Source organism: Streptomyces sp. ISL-98 (assembly GCF_018614055.1).
Lineage (GTDB): Bacteria > Actinomycetota > Actinomycetes > Streptomycetales > Streptomycetaceae > Streptomyces > Streptomyces spiramyceticus.
Window position 1 is genome coordinate 22,429 of sequence record NZ_JAGGPB010000005.1, and the last position, 16,532, is coordinate 38,960.

12 protein-coding genes are annotated in these 16,532 nt (G+C 72.2%); 6 read left to right on the plus strand and 6 right to left on the minus strand.

Annotated elements, in window-relative coordinates; all coding sequences use genetic code 11:
* Window positions 1-44 precede the first annotated feature (44 nt).
* Together J7I98_RS05335 and J7I98_RS05340 are read right to left on the minus strand one after the other, a co-directional pair.
* On the minus strand, window positions 45-1,997 hold the full coding sequence (locus J7I98_RS05335; protein WP_214919289.1) for a nitrate- and nitrite sensing domain-containing protein: 1,953 nt from the start codon (window positions 1,995-1,997) through the stop codon (window positions 45-47).
* Between the two features lie 177 nt (window positions 1,998-2,174).
* Window positions 2,175-4,439 (minus strand): cation-translocating P-type ATPase, encoded by a 2,265-nt coding sequence (locus J7I98_RS05340; RefSeq protein WP_214919292.1) that lies wholly within the window; start codon window positions 4,437-4,439, stop codon window positions 2,175-2,177.
* Window positions 4,440-4,629: 190 nt separating this feature from the next.
* On the opposite strand from J7I98_RS05340, the gene J7I98_RS05345 reads away from it, so the two are divergent.
* Window positions 4,630-5,526 (plus strand): hypothetical protein, encoded by an 897-nt coding sequence (locus J7I98_RS05345; protein WP_214919294.1) that lies wholly within the window; start codon window positions 4,630-4,632, stop codon window positions 5,524-5,526.
* Window positions 5,527-5,618: 92 nt separating this feature from the next.
* Window positions 5,619-6,329, plus strand: a complete 711-nt coding sequence (locus tag J7I98_RS05350) for a copper homeostasis protein CutC (protein WP_214919306.1) — start codon at window positions 5,619-5,621, stop codon at window positions 6,327-6,329.
* A gap of 57 nt (window positions 6,330-6,386) precedes the next feature.
* Here the strand turns inward: J7I98_RS05350 and J7I98_RS05355 are convergent, their stop codons facing one another.
* Complete coding sequence (locus tag J7I98_RS05355; RefSeq protein WP_214919308.1) at window positions 6,387-8,492, minus strand: UvrD-helicase domain-containing protein; 2,106 nt, start codon at window positions 8,490-8,492, stop codon at window positions 6,387-6,389.
* A 288-nt stretch (window positions 8,493-8,780) separates the two neighbouring features.
* Here J7I98_RS05355 and J7I98_RS05360 point away from each other — a divergent pair, with 288 nt between their 5' ends.
* The 3 genes from J7I98_RS05360 (at window position 8,781) to J7I98_RS05370 (ending at window position 10,660) form a co-directional block, all read left to right on the plus strand.
* Complete coding sequence (locus tag J7I98_RS05360; protein ID WP_214919310.1) at window positions 8,781-8,984, plus strand: hypothetical protein; 204 nt, start codon at window positions 8,781-8,783, stop codon at window positions 8,982-8,984.
* Window positions 8,985-9,089: 105 nt separating this feature from the next.
* Window positions 9,090-10,250 carry a glycosyltransferase 87 family protein gene (locus J7I98_RS05365; RefSeq protein ID WP_374225081.1) on the plus strand — a complete coding sequence of 387 codons (1,161 nt, stop codon included), beginning with the start codon at window positions 9,090-9,092 and terminating at the stop codon, window positions 10,248-10,250.
* A 71-nt stretch (window positions 10,251-10,321) separates the two neighbouring features.
* The gene (locus J7I98_RS05370) at window positions 10,322-10,660 is read left to right on the plus strand and encodes a hypothetical protein (RefSeq protein WP_214919312.1); all 339 of its coding nucleotides are present in this window, start codon (window positions 10,322-10,324) and stop codon (window positions 10,658-10,660) included.
* Window positions 10,661-10,694: 34 nt separating this feature from the next.
* Here J7I98_RS05370 and J7I98_RS05375 read toward each other — a convergent pair whose 3' ends face one another.
* Window positions 10,695-12,332 carry a DNA repair helicase XPB gene (locus J7I98_RS05375; protein WP_214919314.1) on the minus strand — a complete coding sequence of 546 codons (1,638 nt, stop codon included), beginning with the start codon at window positions 12,330-12,332 and terminating at the stop codon, window positions 10,695-10,697.
* Between the two features lie 147 nt (window positions 12,333-12,479).
* Between J7I98_RS05375 and J7I98_RS05380 the strand changes: the two genes are divergently transcribed.
* Window positions 12,480-12,926 carry a hypothetical protein gene (locus tag J7I98_RS05380; protein WP_214919316.1) on the plus strand — a complete coding sequence of 149 codons (447 nt, stop codon included), beginning with the start codon at window positions 12,480-12,482 and terminating at the stop codon, window positions 12,924-12,926.
* Between the two features lie 75 nt (window positions 12,927-13,001).
* Here J7I98_RS05380 and J7I98_RS05385 read toward each other — a convergent pair whose 3' ends face one another.
* A complete protein-coding gene (locus J7I98_RS05385; RefSeq protein WP_214919318.1) occupies window positions 13,002-13,814 on the minus strand; it encodes a transposase in 813 nt (270 codons plus the stop codon).
* 86 nt (window positions 13,815-13,900) lie between these two features.
* A complete protein-coding gene (locus J7I98_RS05390) occupies window positions 13,901-16,522 on the minus strand; it encodes a helicase C-terminal domain-containing protein (protein ID WP_214919320.1) in 2,622 nt (873 codons plus the stop codon).
* Window positions 16,523-16,532 lie beyond the last annotated feature (10 nt).

Sequence of the window (16,532 nt, forward strand, 5' to 3'; positions counted from 1 at the left end):
TAGGTCCTGTATACCCCCTGGGGGTAGCATCCGTTTCTGGGTGGTCAGGTCGTCACTGCTTGGATCTCCGGCGCCTCGACGAGGCTGCTCGGCAGACCGATGTATGCCGTGACCCCGCACGCCCCGTCCTGCCCCTGAGTGGGGCGCAGTTCGACCTGGGCGCCGAGTCGGGCAGCGAGAGTTCCGACGACGTAGTGGCCGAGGTAGCGGCTGGGGGCGATCAGGAAGGATTCCCGGCCCGCCAGGCGGGCGTTGGAGCGGGCCAGGTCCTCGGTGCTCATGCCGGTTCCGCGGTCGACGACCGCGATGCAGTACTCGCCGCCGTCGCGCCAGCCGTAGATCTCGACCGGGCGCGAGGGCGGCGAGAAGATCAGGGCGTTCTCGATGAGCTCGGCGAGCAGATGGGAGAGCTCGGCGACGGCCCGGCCGCGGATCCGGCCGTCCTGGACGTCGACGACGGCGACGCGCTGGTACTGCTCGACCTCGGCGATCGCCGACTGCACCACCTCGGACGCCGTCACCAGGCCCGCCCAGGTGCGCGGCGGTGACTCCTCCCCCGCGAGCACGAGCAGCGACTCCGCGTTGCGGCGCATCCGGGTGGCGAGGTGGTCGAGTTCGAAGAGCTCACCGAGGGCGTCCGGGTCGACCTCCTGGCTCTCCAGGGTGGTGATCAGGCCGAGCTGGCGGGAGAGAAGCACCTGGTTGCGGCGGCCGAGGCTGGCGAGCGACTCGGAGCTGTTGCGGCGCAGGACCGCCTGTTCGGACGCGAGGCCGATCGCGGTGTGCTCCACGTTGCGCAGAGCGGCGGCGAGCTGGATGAACTCCCGTGCGCCGTCGGGGGCTTCGCGGGTCGGCGCGGGAAGAAGCTCGTCGCCCGCCTCGGCCTCCTGGATCCGGGCGACGGCGGCCGGAAGTCCCGTGCGGGCCACCGCGTCCGCCTCATCGGCGAGCGCACCGAGCGGCCGGGTGATCGAGCGCGCGGAGAGCAGGGCGAGCGCGGTGGCCACCGCGAGGATCAGCACACCGAGGCCGATGAATCCGCCCAGTTCGGCGGTGGCCTCGTCGCCGAGCCGGTCCGCGTGGCTTCGTACGTCGGAGCCTGTCTGCCGCTGTACGCCGTGGAGTTTGTCGACGAGCGCGGTCATCGACGACCACCACTTGGCGGGCGCGACAGTGAGTTCGGAACCGTCGGCGCCGCCCTCTGCCTGCTTCTCGTAGCCGGTGGCGCGTCGGGCTTCGGGGGTGTCGAAGGCGGAGCTGAGTGCGGACTGCTGGGCAGGCGTGGCGAGTTCGGCGTACTGACGCAGGGAGGCAAGACGGTCCGCCCGCACCTCGGTGAAGTCGAGGAACTCACGGCCCTTGAAGCGCCCCGCCGCGAAAACCCCGTTGAGGGAGCCGCGCTCCAGGGCGACCGCCTCGGTGGCCCTGGCGAGAGCCTCCAAGGCGCCCAACGAATCGGCGAGGGCCCGGTCCCCACGGTCCGGTTCTGTCGCCGCGGCGCTGATCAGTGCGTCGATCGCCTCGGTGTACGCGGTCAGGGTCGTGCCGCGCCGGGCCGTCCCGTCGTCGACCTGACCGCGTAAGGAAGTCAGTGCCGTGACCGGGGTGAGTGCCTTGCGTACGGCGTTGCCGGTGTCCGCTCCGGCGTCGCCCGCCGAGAGCAGGGCGTCGAATTCGCTGCGGGCGCTGTCGGTGCGGGTGCGCTGGGCGTCGACGTCGTCGCGGTACTCGTCGGCGCCGCCGAGCAGGCCGTTGGTGAGGCCGCGCTCACGCTGCAGCTCGCGCACCAAATCCTGTGATTTCAGGACGAGTTCGACGCGCCCGGCGCTCTCCCGGGCGGCCGACCAGTCGGCCGCCCGGTCGGCGACCCCGAGGCCGGTCACGACCAGCAGCAGGCAGGTGGGGACGGCGAGCACGACGGCCACCCGTCCCCGGATCGTGCCCCAACCGGGCAGGGCGGGCAGGTGCGGCAGGCGGTGCCGTTGATTACGCGTCACACCCGACGACGGTACGAACCGGCATGACCGGCGCGGTTTCGCGGCGGTAAGAGGCGGGTTGCTCCCGGCTCACGGAGGGCCCGGGTCCCGCCGGGCACCGGATGCGACGGCGCCGTAACACTGCGGGACTTTCCCGCACCGCCGCCGCATCCGCCCGCCGGGCGGGCGCCGGAGCCATCACGCCGCCTTGAAGCCGCGCAGCCGCAGGGAGTTGCCGACGACGAAGACCGACGAGAACGCCATCGCCGCCCCCGCGATCATCGGGTTGAGCAGGCCGGATGCCGCGAGCGGCAGCGCCGCCACGTTGTAGGCGAAGGCCCAGAAGAGGTTCGACTTGATGGTGCCGAGCGTCTTGCGGGAGAGGCGGATCGCGTCGGCGGCGGCCAGCAGGTCGCCCCGTACGAGCGTCAGGTCGCCCGCCTCGATCGCGGCGTCCGTCCCCGTGCCCATGGCCAGGCCCAGGTCGGCCTGCGCGAGCGCCGCCGCGTCGTTGACGCCGTCGCCGACCATCGCGACGCTGCGGCCCTCCGCCTGGAGCTTCTTGACCACGTCGACCTTGTCCTGCGGCATGACCTCCGCGACGACCTCGTCGATGCCGACCTCGCGGGCCACCGACTGGGCGACGGCCTTGTTGTCGCCCGTCAGGAGGATCGGGGTGAGGCCCAGGGCGCGCAGCCTGCGTACCGCCTCCGCGCTGGTCTCCTTCACCGCGTCGGCGACCTCCAGGACCGCGCGCGCCTCGCCGTCCCAGGCCACCGCGATGGCTGTACGTCCGGCTGCTTCGGCCTCGGCCCTGGTGCGCTCCAGCTCGGCCGGCAGCTCCATCGCCCACTCCGTTAGCAGCTTCGAGCGCCCGACCAGGACGGCGTGCCCCTCGACGATGCCCTGGACACCGAGGCCCGGGACGTTCGCGAAGTCCTCGGGGGCGGGCAGGCCGCCCAGCTCGGCCGTGGCGCCGGCCGCCACCGCCCGGGCGACCGGGTGCTCGGACGCGTGCTCCAACGCACCTGCCAGGCGCAGGACTTCGGCGCGGTCCGTGCTGTCGGCGGTGTGGACGGCGAGCAGGGTCATACGGCCCGTGGTGACCGTGCCGGTCTTGTCGAGGACGATCGTGTCGGCCTTGCGGGTGTTCTCCAGGACTTCCGGGCCCTTGATCAGGATGCCGAGCTGCGCGCCACGGCCCGTACCGACCATGAGGGCGGTCGGAGTGGCCAGGCCCAGGGCGCACGGGCAGGCGATGATCAGTACGGCCACGGCGGCCGTGAAGGCGGCGGTCAGACCGGATCCGTTGCCGAGCCAGAAGCCGAGCGTGCCGAGCGCGAGGGTGATGACGACGGGCACGAAGACGGCGGAGATCTTGTCGGCGAGGCGCTGGGCGGCGGCCTTGCCGTTCTGGGCGTCCTCGACCAGCTTGGCCATCCTGGCCAGTTGGGTGTCGGCGCCGACCCGGGTGGCCTCGACGACCAGGCGGCCGCCGGCGTTCAGGGTCGCTCCGGTGACGGAGTCGCCGGGGCCGACCTCGACCGGGACGGACTCGCCGGTGAGCATGGCGGCGTCGACAGCGGAGGTGCCTTCGACGACCGTGCCGTCGGTGGCGATCTTTTCTCCCGGGCGTACGAGGAAATGGTCCCCGACCGCCAGGTCCGCGGTGGGGATGGTCTCCTCGCGGCCGTCCCGCACGACGGTGACACTCTTGGCGCCGAGTTCGAGGAGCGCCTTGAGGGCGGCGCCCGCCTTCCGCTTCGAGCGGGCCTCGAAGTAGCGCCCGGCCAGGATGAACGCGGTGACTCCGGCGGCGGCTTCGAGATAGATGTTCCCGGCGCCGTCGCTGCGCGAGATCGTCAGCTCGAAGGGGTGGGTCATGCCGGGCGTTCCGGCCGTCCCGAAGAACAGTGCCCAGAGGGACCAGAGGAACGCCGCCGATGTCCCGACCGAGATCAGCGTGTCCATGGTGGCCGCGCCGTGCTTGGCGTTGGTCCAGGCGGCGCGGTGGAAGGGCCAGGCGGCGTACGTGACGACGGGCGCGGCGAGGGTGAGGGACAGCCACTGCCAGTACTGGATCTGGAGCGCCGGGACCATCGCCATCGCGATGACGGGCACGGCGAGGAGGGTCGCGGCGATCAACCGCTGGCGGAGCGGCCGCAGTTCGTCGTGCGCGCTCTCCGTGTCCGACGGCCGCCCCTCCTGGGGCTCCGTGGGTGGCGGGGCGGGCTCCTTCGCGGTGTAGCCGGTGGCCTCCACGGTGGCGATCAGGTCCTGTACGGAGACGTCCTCGCCCCGGTAGCTGACCTTTGCCTTCTCGGTGGCGTAGTTGACGGTGGCTTCGACGCCGTCCATGCGGTTGAGCTTCTTCTCGATACGGGCGGCGCACGAGGCGCAGGTCATGCCTCCGATGGCCAGTTCGACCTCGGTGTGCGGTGTGGTGGTTGTGGTGGTGGGCATGTCTGCTCCTCGGCGGGGCGGTGGGCGGATGAAATACCCCTAGGGGGTATTTACCTCGGCTCATGTATACCCCCCGGGCCTATTTGATGCAAGGTGTTGAATCGGGTTGACGAGATACCCCCTGGGGGTATTGTCGTACGAGTCGGGTCGACCACGTGGGTCGTCGCCCCATCGCTCCGAGGAGACCGTCATGAACACCGGACTGAAGATCACCGCCTTCGCCGCCGCGCTCGCCGCCACCTTCGGCACGGCGTACGGAGTGGGAAAGGGCGTCGGCCCCGTCGTCGCGGACGAGCGCGAGGTCGCTTCGCCGCACGGCGAGCACGGTGGGGGCGGCGGGCATGGCGGGAAGGGTGAGCGCGGGGCGGCCGCCACCGCCCCCGGCGGGCTCCAGATCTCCGAGCGCGGCTACGCCCTCGATCTGGAGACTCCGCGTATCAAGGCCGGTGAACGTAGCGAGGTGCGCTTCTCCGTCCGGGACGGGAGCGGGCGCAAGGTCACCGCGTACCAGCGCGAGCACGGCAAGGAGCTGCACTTCATCGTCGCCTCGCGCGATCTCATCGCCTACCGGCACCTGCATCCGGTCCGCGCAGCCGACGGCACGTGGTCCGTCCCCGTCGAGCTGCCCAAGGCGGGTGGCTACCGCGCCTTCGCCGACTTCAGGCCCGCGGGGAAGGGCGCGGAGGGGGTGACGCTCGGCGCCGACCTCGCCGTCTCCGGCGAGTACGCGCCTGCCGCGCTGCCGCCGGTCGAGGCGACCGCCGAAGTCGACGGCTACGAGGTCACCCTCGCCGGCGGGCTGCGTCCCGGCGTGGCGCGCGAGCTCAGGCTGACCGTTGCCAAGGGTGGCAAGCCCGTCACCGACCTCCAGCCGTACCTCGGTGCGTACGGACACCTGGTCGCCCTGCGCTCCGGCGACCTCGCGTATCTGCACGTCCACCCGAACGACGGGGGGCCGGGGCCCGAGGTGTCCTTCACCGCTACTGCGCCCAGCTCCGGTGCGTACCGGCTGTTCCTCGACTTCCGGCACGAGGGCAAGGTCCGTACCGCGGCCTTCACTGTCTCTGTGGGTGGCCACGCGCACTGATGCGATGCGCTGATGCGCGGGGCCGGTTGTTGCCCGTAGGGTGACTATTGGACTAGACCTGTAGTAGTCGCCGCCCGAAGGAATGGGGTCACATGAGCAAGCGTGCAGTCCTGGAGGTGATCGCCCTCGACGCGGAGGACGCGATCGCCGCCCAGACCGGAGGGGCGGACCGGCTCGAACTGGTCACGGACATCGCGGCGGACGGTCTCACCCCGTCCCGTGAGACCTTCCGCCGGATCCGCGCCTCCGTGGACATCCCGCTGCGCGTGATGCTCAGGGTTGCCGACGCCAGCCTTACGAATGAACGCAGCGCGGCGGGAGATGTCGATGTGCTCGTACGGAAGGCGCGGGAGCTGCGGGGCGAGGGCGCGGAGGAGTTCGTGCTCGGCTTCCTGGACGCGGACGGCAGCCCGGATCTCGTCGCCGTAGAGCGGCTGGTCGCGGAACTGAACGGTTGCCACTGGACCTTCCACCGGGCGATCGACCGCGCCGCCGACCGCGACGCGCTGCGGAAGCAGCTCGCGGATCTGCCGGGGCTGGACACGTACCTCACGGCGGGCTCGGCGGACGGGGTCGACGACGGCATGACGACGCTTGTGGCGGAGGCGGCGCGCAAGGGTGAGCCCGGGTACGAACCGCAGATGCTGGTGGGCGGAGGCTTGCGCCTCGACCACCTGCCGCGCCTGCTTGCCGCCGGTATCGACGCGTTCCACATCGGCGGGGCGGCGCGGCCGGGGGGATGGTCGGCGGGGGTCGATGCGGGGGCAGTGCGGGAGTGGCGGGCGGTGCTGGACGCGGGGTAGGGGTTTCTTTCCCCACCCCGACCCTTCCCGAAGGACACGCCCGCCGCAGGCGCCCGCCTAGCCCAACTGAGTCGGCAGCGGTGCCGCGTGCAGCACCGTCAGGCCCGATACCGCGCGTGTCAGGGCGACGTACAGCCGGCGCAACCCGGTCCGTTCGTCCGGTTCGCCGTCGACGACCGCCGCCGGCTCGTCCAGCACCACGTAGTCGTACTCCAGCCCCTTGGCGAGCGATGCCGGGACCAGCGTCAGCCGGGACTCGGCGGTCGTCTCCTCGCCGGGCGCGAGGTACGGCATCCCCGCCGCGGCCAGGGCCTCGGCGAGTGCCGGGATGCGGGCGTCGGCCGCGATCAGGCCGATGGAGCCCTCGTGGGCGAGGGATTCCGCGCAGGCCGCCACCGCCGCCGCGTCCAGCGCCTCGGAGGTGGCGGCGGCGTCGCCGGGCGTAGCGTCGCGGCCCACTGCCCGGATCTCCAGCGACCCCGGTGACTCACGTACCGACCGCACCTCCGCCAGGCCCGGCGACATGTGCGGCAGCAGCCGCGACGCGTAGGCGATCACCTCGCGCGGTACGCGGAAGCCCGCCGTCAGTTCCTCCAGCAGCGCGTCCGGCTTGCCCAGGTGCGTCAGCGCGTCCGCCCAGCTCGCCGTCGCCCACGGCGTCGTGCCCTGCGCCAGGTCGCCCAGCACCGTCGCCGAACCCGTCGTACAGCGGCGGCCCACCGCGCGGTACTGCATGGGGGACAGGTCCTGCGCCTCGTCGAGGACCACATGGCCGAGGGAGTGCGTACGGGATACCAGGTCGGTCGCCTCGTCGATCAGCACCGCGTCCGCGGCCGACCACTTCGCGGACTTGACGCTCCGCGCGGGCTTGGCCCACAGGATCGTCTTCTGCTCGTCCCCCGTGAGGATGCCGTCCGCGTGCGCGGCCAGGAACTCCGCGTCCGCGAGCAGCCGCAGCACCAGCTTTGCGGGCTCGACGGGCGGCCAGACCGCCTTGACCACAGCCTTGACGGCCGCATTCCGGGCCACCGCGTCCTGCACCCGGTCGTCCGGCGCCTCCCCCGCCTGCTCCATCCGTACGAGAACGGCGTGCGCGATGCGCTGCGGAAGCGCCTCGCGGGCGGCGCCGTAACGGATGTCGCGGTCCAGCAACTCCTGGACCATTTCCTCCAGTTCGTACGCCGGTACGCGCCACCGCCGCGACCCGCGGACCACCACCAGCGGCTCGGCCGGCATCGTGACGTGCGAACGCAGTGCGCGGCGCAGCACCTCCGCCATGCGGGCGTCGCCCTTGACGACCGCGGCCGCCGCTTCGTCCTCGCCCCGTACCTCGACGTGCGCGACCAGGTCGTCGACCGTCGCCTGCTTGACCTCCAGCTCGCCGAGGGCGGGCAGGACCTGCTCGATGTAGTGCAGGAAGGACTTGTTCGGCCCGATGACGAGCGTGCCGGTGCGGGCAAGCCGCTCGCGGTGCGCGTAGAGGAGGTACGCGACGCGGTGCAGGCCGACGGCGGTCTTGCCGGTGCCGGGGCCGCCCTGCACACACACGGAACCGGTGAGGCCGGACCGTACGATCTCGTCCTGCTCGGGCTGGATCGTCGCGACGATGTCGCGCATCGGACCCACGCGCGGTCGCTCGATCTCGGCCTGGAGCAGCTTGCTGGTCTGCTCGGACTCCCGCGGATCGGTGAGGTGCTCGTCCTCGTACGCCGTGAGCTCTCCGCCCGTGTACCCGAAGCGGCGGCGCAGCCCGACGTCCATGGGGTCCTTCTTGGACGCCCGGTAGAAGGGCTGCGAGACGGGCGCGCGCCAGTCGATGACCATGGGGTCGCCGTCGGCGTTGTGGACGTGCCGCCGGCCGATGTAGAACTGCTCCCCCTCCGCGCCCTCCGCCCGGTCCGCGCCGACGCGCTGCAGGTAGTCGAGACGGCCGAAGAAGAGCGGGGTGTGGGCCAGATCGGCCAGCGCCTTGATGCGGTCCTCGATCTGCGCGGTGAGGACGACGGCGTTCACCCAGTTCGCGGTGACATCGCGGATGTCGAGGGACTGCACGTCCTCGCGCATGGCGCGGAGCGCGGCGCGCGAGGAGGTGAGGTGGTCGCGCTCACGGGCCAGTGGGTCGGTCGAGGGGGCGGATCTGGGGTCAGGGGTGTGCGCGGGCACGGTGTTGCCTCCGGCTGTACGCGGGCGATCACGGGGGTGGCTGCCGGCCGGTTTCCGTCCGGGCGGCGGCGCTCCACAGGGGGAGGCGGGGAGACCGGGGATTGTAGTTGCGCGGATGTGGCGCGGGCGAATGGTTTTTGTGGGGGGAGTACGGGCGCGAGTACGGGCGCCCGGTCCGCCTCGGGGAGGGACTCAGGGTTGGTGTCACCCCCCAGACATAGGCGGGTGGCGCGGAAGTTCAGACCGTGGGCCGATGTGCAGGGAATGTCCGAAATCCATCATGGAGACATGAGTTCAGCAACCTTCGCCCCAGGCCCGTCCGTCCACCGCACCCGGCCCCTCGGGGCGACCGCCCTCGGCGCCGGTCACCCCGTCCACGTCATCGGCTCCGCGCTGCGCGCCGTCAGGGTTTTCACGGGCGCGGCGTTCAGCGTGGCCGTCCTCGGGGAGTACCGGGAGTACGGGGAGGAAGCGGGCGTAAAGCTCCGTTGACGTCCGTTTGAGGTCCCGTTCTGATGCGCGGCGTGTCGATCCACTAGGGTCGCGGCCGTGGAAAACCGGAGCGCGACCCCTCGTTCACTGATCGCCTCGGGCATTTTGCTCGCCGTATCGCTGGCCGCGCTGGCCTCGCTCTGCCTGGTCCAGCACATCCCCATGGCCGACACGCTCGTCTACCGGGCGGAAGGTGCGGCCGTCGCCAACGGCACCGATCTGTACGGCTTCACCGTCACCGAGTGGAAGCTGCCCGCCACCTATCCGCCGTTCGCCGCGATCCTCTTCGTGCCGACGACCTGGCTGCCCCTCGGCGCCCTCAAGGTCGCCTTCGCCGTGGGCAACGCGGCGCTCCTCGCCCTGCTGGTGCACCTCTCCTGCCGGTTCGCCGGGATCCCCGCCGGGCGCGCCCGGCCCGCTCTCGTCCTCGCGGGCACCGCCGTCGGCCTCTGGCTCGAACCCGTCTTCCAGACGATCCTTTTCGGACAGATCAACCTGGCTCTGGTCTGCCTCGTCCTGTGGGACCTCTCCCGCAGGGACGACGCCGTCGGCAAGGGCTTCGCTGTCGGCATCGCGGCCGGCATCAAGATCACACCGGCCATCTTCATCGTCTACCTGCTGATCACCGGCCGCGTACGGGCCGGCCTCACCGCACTCGCCTCCCTCGTCGGCACGGTGCTGCTCGGCGCGCTCGTACTCCCGCACGCCAGCATCGACTTCTGGACCCGGCGGATCTTCGAGACCGGGCGGGTCGGCAAGGCGTGGATCGTCGACAACCAGTCGCTGCAGGGCCTCTTCGCGCGCGTACTGCACGATGCGGAGCCCGGGCTCATGTGGATGGTGCCTGCGGCGCTGGTCGGCCTCGCCGGGCTCTGGGTGGCACGCCGCTCCGGCCCGGTGTGGGGCGTACTGGTCACCGCGCTCACCGCGCTGCTGGTCTCGCCGATCAGCTGGTCCCACCACTGGGTGTGGTGCGTGCCGGTGGTGGCGGTGCTGATCGCGGAGAAGCGGGTGCGGCTTGCGGCGGTGGTGGGCGTGGCCTTCGCGGCGCGCACCATGTGGCTGCTGCCGCACGAGGGCGATCTCGACCTGCGGTTTGCGTGGTGGCAGCAGGCGCTGGCTTCGCCTTATCCGCTGCTGGGGGTGGGGCTGGTGGCGTGGGTGGCGATGCGGGGCCGTGCGGGAGATGACGGGCCTCGTGTGGAACTGCCGGGGCCGCGTGGTGAGTACGTGGCGGGTGTCGCGGGGCGGTCGCGGCGGGGGTGAGTGGCGGCGTTCCCGGATTGATGAGCATCCGTACTCAGGACTCCGCAGCCACGGCGCGCTTGAGTGGGCCTATGACGACGAACGACGCGATCACGACCGACGCCCCGGCCGCCGCGCCCACGCCCGCCGCCCCCTCCGTCCGGTCCGCGAAGGACGTCCGTGTGGCGGCGGGCATCGGACTTGTGCTGCTGGTGGCCGACCTGGTGCTGTGCCTGGTGCTCACGCTGGCCGACGCCATGCAGGGCAAGGGGATCGGCGGCCCGCTCATCGACGCCGGTTTCGCGGTGCTCTACCCGGCGGGGGTCGCGGGCCTGGCTGCCCTTTTCGCGCCGAAGAGCTGGCTCGTAAAGGCGCAGTACGTTCTGCTGGTCCTGGCGCCTCTGCTCATCCTTCTCGACGGCAGCTCCTAGCGGCTGCTGCCCGGACCTTCTGGGCGGAGCAGCGCTACGCCATCAGCTCGTCCGCGTCCACGATCCGGTACGCGTAACCCTGTTCCGCCAGGAACCGCTGGCGGTGGGCCGCGAAGTCCTGGTCGATCGTGTCGCGTGCGACCACCGAGTAGAAGTGCGCCTTGTGCCCGTCCGCCTTCGGGCGCAGCACGCGGCCGAGGCGCTGCGCCTCCTCCTGCCGGGAGCCGAACGTGCCCGACACCTGGATGGCGACCGTCGCCTCCGGCAGGTCGATCGAGAAGTTCGCGACCTTCGACACGACCAGCACACTGATCTCGCCCTGCCGGAATGCCTCGAAGAGCTTCTCGCGCTGCGCGTTGGACGTCTCGCCCTTGATGACCGGCGCGTCCAGGTGCTCGCCCAGCTCGTCCAGCTGGTCGATGTACTGGCCGATGACCAGGATCTGCTGGCCCGCGAACCTCCGTACCAGCGCCTCCGTCACCTTCCGCTTGGTCGCGGTCGTCGCGCAGAAGCGGTACTTCTCCTCCGTCTCGGCCGTCGCGTAGGCGAGACGCTCGCTGTCGGTCAGGTTGACCCGGACCTCCACACAGTCCGCCGGGGCGATGTAACCCTGCGCCTCGATCTCCTTCCAGGGCGCGTCGAAACGCTTCGGCCCGATCAGCGAGAAGACGTCCGACTCGCGGCCGTCCTCGCGCACGAGCGTCGCCGTGAGCCCCAGCCGGCGCCGCGCCTGGAGGTCCGCGGTGAACTTGAAGACGGGTGCGGGCAGCAGGTGCACCTCGTCGTACACGATCAGGCCCCAGTCACGGGAGTCGAAGAGCTCCAGGTGCGGGTAGATGCCCTTCCGCTTCGTCGTCAGGACCTGGTACGTCGCGATGGTGACGGGGCGGATTTCCTTCCGCGTACCGCTGTACTCACCGATCTCCTCCTCGGTCAGCGACGTCCGCTTCACCAGCTCGTGCTTCCACTGGCGCGCGGAGACCGTATTCGTGACGAGGATCAGGGTGGTCGCCTTGGCCTGGGCCATCGCGCCCGCGCCGACCAGCGTCTTGCCCGCGCCGCAGGGGAGGACCACGACGCCGGAGCCGCCGTGCCAGAAGCCCTCGACGGCCTGCTTCTGGTACGGGCGCAGTGCCCAGCCGTTCTCCGCGAGCTCGATCGCGTGCGCCTCGCCGTCGACGTAACCCGCGAGGTCCTCCGCGGGCCAGCCCAACTTGAGCAGCGTCTGCTTGATCTGGCCGCGCTCCGAGGGGTGGACGGCGACCGTGTCCGCGTCGATACGGGCCCCGACCAGCGGCTGGACCTTCTTCGAGCGGAGGATCTCTTCCAGTACGGGGCGGTCCGTGGACGTCAGGACGAGACCGTGTACGGGGTGCTTGGAGAGGGTGAGGCGGCCGTAGCGGGCCATCGTCTCGGCGACGTCGACCAGCAGCGCGTGCGGGACGGGGTAGCGGGAGAACTCGACGAGGGCGTCGACGACCTGCTCGGCGTCGTGACCGGCGGCCCGCGCGTTCCACAGGCCGAGCGGCGTCACCCGGTAGGTGTGGATGTGCTCGGGGGCGCGCTCCAGCTCGGCGAAGGGCGCGATGGCACGGCGGCAGGCGTCGGCCCTGTCGTGATCGACTTCCAGGAGCAGGGTCTTGTCGCTCTGGACGATGAGGGGTCCGTTCACGCGTGCTTCGGCCCTTTCTGCGGAATGTCGGCTCGTACGGCCAAACGTCCAGTGTGCCGTACTGAGCGCGATACAGGTCGTGGCCCGTACGGATCCCGTGCGGATCACCTGCGGATACGGTTCTGCTCACAACGACCCGGGAGCCTCGTGACCATCCGCATCCGCACCGCAGCCTTGCCCTTCGCGCTGCTCACCCTGACCCTCGCGGGCTGCGGTCTCGGCGACAACACCCGTAAGTGCACGCTGATCGGCGGCGTGCCCGGGATCAGCGTCAGCTACGAACCGGGCGCCGAAGCGAAGGATCCCGGGCCCGTCGTCCTGCGCCTGTGCGCCGACGGGCGGTGCGAGGAGCGGGCTCAGGGTGCCGGGGAGGCCTTCGCCACGATGCGGGTGCTGGTGCCCGATGACGTACGGGACAAGGAGCTGGACGTGCGGTTCAAGGTCACCACGGTCGAGGGCGGCCGCGTGGTCATGGACGACAGCGCGAAGGTCCGGATGACCGAGCACTGGCCCAACGGCAAGGCGTGCGACAAGGAGGGGACCTGGCAGGCGTCGCTGACGGCGGCGCCCGGCACCGGTCTCGTCGCCCGCTGAGGCCGCCCACCGAGGCCGCCCGCTGAGGTCACTCGCTGAGGTCACTCGCTGAGGTCGCCCGCCGAGCCGGCCCTCTCAGGCCGTCCAGACGTACGGCTTCGGCGCGGCGTCCCACGCGGCGGACCACAGGCGGACGTCCTCCTCCACGGCGGGTACGGACCCCAGCCGCAGCGTCGGCCACGGCGAGTCCGCGGGCGTGAAGTGCGGGTGGAAGCGGGGGTGTGCCAGCAGCCAGGTCTTTACGGTCGGCGACCGGTGGGTGGCGTAGTTGTCGCAGACCACGTGGACCTGGAGGTCCTCGGGGACGTCCCCGTCGACCCTGGACAGGAACCTGCGGAACTCGACCGCCCGGTGCCTGCGGTGCAGCGAGCCGAGGACCTCGCCCGTGGTCGCGTCCAGTGCGCTGAGGAGCGCGGCGGCCTCGGCCGGGGGTGCGGTGTGCGACGGCTTTTCGGCCGTGCACAGGGCCACGGCCCGCTCGGGCGGGGCCAGATACAGCCCTACGACGTCATACACCTCGTCCGGGTCGAACGGCTCGGCGAACGGCCCCGGCGGTGCGGGACGGTGCGCCGCCTTGTCGGCCGGTACGTCGGGGACGAAGGGCACGTCGGGGCCGGCCAGCCCGTCCAGCCGGTCCTCCACGAACCGGCTGCGCCACTTCGCCGCGGTCTCGTAGGAGATCCCCAGCCGGTTCGCCACGACACCCGGCGTCACGGGGTGGCCGTCGTCGCCCGGGCGGGTCGAGGCCAGCACGATCTGGGCGCGCAGGGCCATGTCCTTGGCTTCGTGGGACTGGGCGGTCCTGCGCCGCCGGACCCAGCTCTCCAGCGTCCTGCGCTCTTCGTCGGTCACGTCGAGCGGTTCGAGCCTTCGTCCCGGACGCTTCATTCCTCAACGGTACGGCGGTTTACCGTCTGACGGTCTTAGGGCGTGTCCCGCGGCCCAGGCATGATCCGCCGGACACGTCCTACGTCCTACGGACTGTCGGCCAGCTCCGCGACGCCCGTGATGCGGTGCAGCGGGTACGTCCGTACCTCGTCGGCCGTGTGGTCGTACGCCGTTACGAAACCGCCCTCGACACGCACCGGCGCGATCACGCGCTGGCTGGCCGCGCCTTCCGCGTTGACGTACCCGATCCAGACGGCCGAGCCGGTGAGGGCCGCTGCCTGGACGGTGGCGAGGGTCTCGGCGGAGGTGGTGCGGGGCAGTTGCCCGGGGGACTTCGCGTGCCCCGCGGACCGGTCTGCCGGAGCGTCCTTGTGTACCGCGGTCGACGCCATGTCCCCGGCCCGGATCGCGCGCAACGCAGCGCCCAGCAGTGTGTCGTCCGGCGTCGGCGGCCCCTCCGGGACCGGGGCGGGCGCGGTGCGGGGCGGCGTGCGGTAGGCGTCGGTCCGGGTGATCAGTACGTCTCCGGCCGCGGACTCGGCGGCGGGCGCGAAGCCCATCCCGCGCAGGCCTTCGAGGAGCGTCGCCGGGTCGGTCTGCGCGGCCAGCACCGTGGGGGCGAGGCGTCGCAGGCCCAGCGGCTGCGACCGCTTGTCGGCGAGGATCTCGCCCAGCATCGCGTCGTCGTCGCAGCGCACATAGGCGGAAGCGGCGCCGACCCTGAGGTGGCCGTGTTTCCGGGCGACGTCGTCGATGAGGTAGCTCAGCGGCTGCGGTACGGGCGTGCGGCTGTGGGCGGCGAGGAAGGTGTGGAGGTCGGAGGCGGCGTGCCCGGCGTCGAGTGCGCGGCGTACGGAGGCGGGCGTGAAGCGGTACACGGTCGCCCCGCCCTTCGACTCGACGTCGGCCAGGACGCCCAGCGTGTCGGCGAGCGGGCGCTGGAGCGGGCCGGGTGCCACGGCGGTGAGGTCGGCCTGGAGGAGTACGTGGTCGAGGGGCTCGGGGATGAGCGGTGCGAGCAGTACGGCGGCGCGCACGGCGGACGCGGCGGCCTCGGCGTCACTCGGCCGGGCCGCGCCCGCCCGGCCCGTCTCGGCCCGGTCGGCAGCCGCCCGGCCCGCACCCGCCCGGCCCGTCTCGGCCCGGTCGGCAGCCGCCCGGCCCGCACCCGCCCGGCCCGCACCCAGCAGTGCGCGGCCGTGGGCGGAGAGTGCGCCGCGGCCTGTGACGCCGAGGAGTTCGGCCTCGTTCAGGGTCCACAGGGCGATACGGGAGCGCAGGTCACCGCCGCCGCCGTCGGGAGCGGAAGCGGCGGCGCCGCGCAGCGGGCGCTCCCAGCGCAGCCGGGCCAGCACGTTCTCCGGGGCGGGCGCGGCGCCCTCGGGGAGTTCGGCGAGGAGGTCGAGGACGCGGCGGCGTACCTCGGGGGCCGCCGAGCGGTCGAGGTCGGGGCCGAGGGTGGAAAGGGCGCGGCCCTTGGCGTCCTGGCCTCCGATGAGGCCCGCCGTCCGGGTGGCGTTGAGCCAGGCGGTGGCGAGGCGGGCCCAGCGGTCCTGCGGCGCGAGGCCGAGCCAGTCGTCGTACGCGGGCGTGGCGGCGTACCGCTCGGAGGGCTCGCCGTCCGGCGCCAACAGCCCTGCCGCATAAGCCAGTTCAACCCAGAAGGCGGCGGTGGGCTCCGGCAGGTCGAGGGCGGTGGCCGTCCGCTTGAGGTCGCGGACGCTCAGGCCGCCGGAGCGCATGACGGCCGGGCCGCCCTCGTTCCAGTCCTTGAGCAGCTCCTCGATGGTGGACAGTGCCATGTACGCCTGGCCCGCGGCCGTACGGTCCACAACCTGGGGACTGTATTCAGCGGCGGGCGTGACGGCGGGCGGCACGGGCTCCGGCGTGCGGTGCGCGCGCCCGGCGCGCAGATGCAGGGCCGCCTCGCGCGGCAGCACGACCGTACGCAGGCTCGTGGGCAGCAGGAGGCCGCGGTCGCGCAGCCAGCGCACGGGCCGCGTGGGGTCGGCGGTCACCTCGCCGTACGGCGGCCCCCACACCAGCCGCTCCAGCACCATCAGGGCCTCGGGCGGCGCCGTGTCGAGCAGCGCCGACATGCGGGCGCGGTCGGTGAACAGCGAGGTCAGCGCGGCGCCGGCGGACACAGGATCGTGCGTGGTGGGCAGCCCGGCAGCGGCCAGGATCTCCTGCCACCGCCCCGGCGACATCCCGGCGGTCGCCTCGGCGACTGTCGGGCCGAGGCCGGTGGGGGACGGGTGCCCGGGGGAGGGGGCGAGCAGCTCGCGAGCGGTACGCACCAGCCGCAGCCGGTCGTTGCCGCCCCACAGCAGCGCCTGCTCGCGCAGGGTGGCGACGGCCCCGGGCAGCGCGGCCTCGATCGCCCGGTCGCCGTCGTCGCCGGTCATCAGCGAGCGCAGCGCCTCGTACAGAGCCGGGTCGGGCGCCACCGCGAGGGCCTCGGCGGTCTGGAGCGTGAACCGGTCCAGGTGCTCCAGGGCCCGCACGACGGAGGCGCGGGTCGCCGCACGGGTGGCGAGCTGCGAGAGGTCGCTCGGGACGGGCGAGAGCAGGTCGGGGCGGGCGCGCAGCAGCGCGGCCAGCGACGCGTCGTCGCGGGTGCGCAGGGCTTCCGCGAGCGTGCGTGGTGGCGTTGCGCCTGATCCTTCGGACACGTGCGCCTCCTGGTTGCGCTCGCCGGTCCCCATCCGCCCCACG

What these genes read in the sequence shown, in the direction of transcription:
- J7I98_RS05340 (WP_214919292.1), bottom strand. Translation starts at nt 4,439, where the DNA reads ATGCCCACCACCACAACCACCACACCGCACACCGAGGTCGAACTGGCC.
- J7I98_RS05390 (WP_214919320.1), bottom strand. Translation starts at nt 16,522, where the DNA reads ATGGGGACCGGCGAGCGCAACCAGGAGGCGCACGTGTCCGAAGGATCA.
- J7I98_RS05360 (WP_214919310.1), top strand. Translation starts at nt 8,781, where the DNA reads ATGAGTTCAGCAACCTTCGCCCCAGGCCCGTCCGTCCACCGCACCCGG.
- J7I98_RS05345 (WP_214919294.1), top strand. Translation starts at nt 4,630, where the DNA reads ATGAACACCGGACTGAAGATCACCGCCTTCGCCGCCGCGCTCGCCGCC.
- J7I98_RS05385 (WP_214919318.1), bottom strand. Translation starts at nt 13,814, where the DNA reads ATGAAGCGTCCGGGACGAAGGCTCGAACCGCTCGACGTGACCGACGAA.
- J7I98_RS05370 (WP_214919312.1), top strand. Translation starts at nt 10,322, where the DNA reads ATGACGACGAACGACGCGATCACGACCGACGCCCCGGCCGCCGCGCCC.
- J7I98_RS05350 (WP_214919306.1), top strand. Translation starts at nt 5,619, where the DNA reads ATGAGCAAGCGTGCAGTCCTGGAGGTGATCGCCCTCGACGCGGAGGAC.